The sequence below is a fragment of the Aquabacterium sp. UBA2148 genome (assembly GCF_002328915.1).
GTDB lineage: Bacteria > Pseudomonadota > Gammaproteobacteria > Burkholderiales > Burkholderiaceae_C > Aquabacterium > Aquabacterium parvum.
In genome coordinates, this window is record NZ_DCXA01000204.1 from 1 (window position 1) to 2,989 (window position 2,989).

The 2,989-nt window shown below is 66.5% G+C and carries 3 protein-coding genes; all 3 read right to left on the minus strand.

Features of this window, described 5'->3' with window-relative positions; all coding sequences use genetic code 11:
- A partial coding sequence (locus B2W70_RS11310; protein ID WP_286745756.1) for an alpha/beta fold hydrolase occupies positions 1-336 on the minus strand: 336 nt, incomplete at its 3' end.
- Positions 333-773, minus strand: coding sequence for a peptide-methionine (R)-S-oxide reductase MsrB (msrB, locus tag B2W70_RS11315; RefSeq protein WP_034054008.1), 441 nt, complete (start codon positions 771-773; stop codon positions 333-335). The genes msrB and B2W70_RS11310, both read right to left, overlap by 4 nt.
- A 567-nt stretch (positions 774-1,340) precedes the next feature.
- Positions 1,341-2,873 (minus strand): protein adenylyltransferase SelO, encoded by a 1,533-nt coding sequence (locus B2W70_RS11320; RefSeq protein ID WP_213757911.1) that lies wholly within the window; start codon positions 2,871-2,873, stop codon positions 1,341-1,343.
- Between the last annotated feature and the right edge of the window lie 116 nt (positions 2,874-2,989).

Sequence of the window (2,989 nt, forward strand, 5' to 3'; positions counted from 1 at the left end):
CCCCCCCAGGCTGTGTCCGACCAACAGTGCAGGCATGCCGATCGTGCTCTGCATCCAGTGCACCGCCGCCACAATGTCCGCCACGCTGGACGAAAAGCCACCGCGCCCGAAGTCGCCTTCGCTCTCGCCCAGACCGGTGAAATCAAAGCGCAGCGTGGCGATGCCCTGCTGAGCCAGCGCCCGGCTGATGCGGGTCGCGGCGAGAGAGTTCTTTCCGCAGGTAAAGCAGTGGGCAAACACCGCCAGGGCTTGTAACGGTGCATGGTCCGGGCGTTCCAAGACACCCACCAGCAGACCCTGGCTGCTGCCAGCGAAGCCTACCTTTTCGCTGCTCATGCTTTCTCCAGTGCCAGGGCGTTGATGCAGTAGCGCAGACCGCTGGGCTTGGGTCCGTCGGGAAACACGTGACCCAGGTGGGCGTCGCAGACGTTGCACGTCGTCTCCACCCGCACCATGCCGTGGCTGTTGTCTCCGTGATAGCCCACCAGACCCGGGGCAATGGCCTGCGTGAAGCTGGGCCAGCCGCTGCGGCTGTCATATTTGGTCGACGCATCGAATAGTTCAGTGCCGCAGCACACGCACCGGTAGATCCCGGGCGAAAACAGCGTACACATCGAGGAGCTGTGCGCCCGTTCGGTGCCCTTGAGCCGCGTGATTCGGAACTGCTCGGGCGTCAGCTGTTGGGCCCACTCGGCTTCGCTGCGCTCAACTCGGCGCGGTGGCGTCGGGTTGCCCGTTTCCACCAGTTGAATCACTCCTTTCCAAGTCAACATGTCGGGCCCAGGCTCCGGTGCCGCCGGTTCGTTTTCCAGCCGCTTGAGAAAGGTGACGAGCTTGTCGGCGTCGATTCGGAAATGGTTGTAGACCACTCTGCCATCGGGATCGATCAGGATGAACCAGGGTGTGCCGCCGTTGCGGTAGCGGCGCATCAGCTCCGAACCCGCGCCGTCCTGTTCGTCACCGGCGTCGTGCCCGAAGGGAATGCCCAGCGCGTAGCGGGAGTGATTGGCCAGCATGCGCTCCCAGGTGTTCGAACCGAAGTCCTCGAACACGGTCTGGACTGCGGCGAACCCGACGAAGTCGCTCCCCCGAAACGCGTCGACCACCCGGGCAAGCGCCGGAAAGCCGGTCGCATGGCACCCCGGGCAGGCGTCCTGAAAACAGAAGATGAGCTTGAACCGGCCGGGCATGCGGTCCAGGTCGAAGTGTTCCAGCGCCTGGCCCGACGCGTCCACCCACCGGGTCACACCCAGGGGAGCGGCCGCTTCGCCAAGGACACCGGGTTCCTGTTTCGTTGTGGTCATGCGAAGTCTCCTTTCAGAAATCGTTGGGTACCCCAATCAGGTGCCGCAGAAGGTGCGGTGGGCTGCGGCCACTTCGGGCGAGGCCGGCAGCGTGAATGGCCGCGCGGACTCCACCGTCTCGTACGGCCGCCCCAGCACCGCCAGCAGGCGCTCGAACGGACCGAGGTCGGCCTCGTCCACGGCACTCGACAGCGCCGCCTCCACCTGGTGATTGCGCGGGATCACGAAGGGATTGACCGACCACGCCGTTGCGGCGCAGTCCTGCAAGGTCCTTCCCTCCCGGGCCATGCGCTGGCGCCAGCGCGCCAGCCAGTCCGAGAGCGCCGGGCGCTCCCGTCCGAACAGGTCGTGCAGTGCGGCATCCGGCCCCGTGATGGCGTCGGACAGGAGGCGGAACGCCAGCGTGAAGTCCACCTTTTCCCGCTGCAGCAGCTGCAGGAAGTCGTCCGCCAGGGCGCGGTCGTCCGGCTCTTCAGCGGCCAAGCCCAGCTTGGCGCGCAGCTGCCCGGTCCAATGCCGGTCAAAGCGCACGGCAAACCCGGCCACCACCTGTTCCACCCGTTCCACGACGTCGATATCGCGGGCGTCCAGAACCGGCAGCAACGCTTCGGCCAGACGGGCCAGGTTCCATTGCGCCATGGCCGGCTGCTGGCCGTAGGCATATCGCCCCTGACGGTCGATCGAGCTGAACACCGTGGCCGGATCGAAACCCTCCATGAACGCACACGGACCATAGTCGATGGTCTCGCCCGAAATGCTCATGTTGTCGGTGTTCATCACCCCGTGGATGAAGCCCACGCCCATCCAGCGTGCAATCAGCTGCGCCTGCCGCTCACAGACGGCCTCCAGCATCGGAATGGGCTTGTCGGAAAGCTTGGCGAGGGCGGGGTCATGCCGCGCCACGGCATAGTCGAGCAGCCGCCGAAGCATCACCTCCTCCTCCCGCGCCGCGAAGAACTCAAAAGTGCCCACCCGCAAGTGGCTGGCCGCCACGCGCACCAAGATCGCCCCGGGGGGCGAGCCCTCGCGGTTCACCCGCTCACCGGTCCGGATCACCGCCAGCGCACGCGTCGTGGGAATGCCCAACGCGTGCATGGCCTCGCCCATGAGGTACTCGCGCAGCGCCGGGCCCAGTGCCGCCTTGCCATCGCGACGGCGCGAAAACGGCGTACGGCCCGACCCCTTGAGGGCCAGGTCCCGACGCTGTCCTGCCGTGTCGATGAGTTCCCCGAGCAGCAAGGCGCGGCCATCCCCCAAGTGTGGCGAGAACTGGCCGAACTGGTGTCCCGCGTAGGCCTGCGCCAGCGGCGCCGCCTCAGCCGGCATTTCCACGCCGGACAGCCACGCCAGACCGGTCGCAGACTTCAGCGTCGCCGGCTCCAGCCCCAGCTCCAGCGCCAGGGCGTCGTTGAACTGCACCCAGGCCGGGGCCGGGGACGGCTCGGGCTTCCAAGGCACATAGAACCCCTGCATGTCCCGGAAGAAGCTGTTGTCAAACGGCAGCCGAAACGCCGGGCCCGTCCCCGGCGTCTTCGGCTCCGACACGGCCTTTGGTGTGGACGCACGCATGACTTCAGGCCGCCTTGAGACCATCGTTCGAAGCGCCGAACGCCCCGATCAGCTGCCGCTCGTCGAGCTCGAAGTCGCTGTAGAGCACCTCGTCCAGCGGATCGATCTCCAAAAAC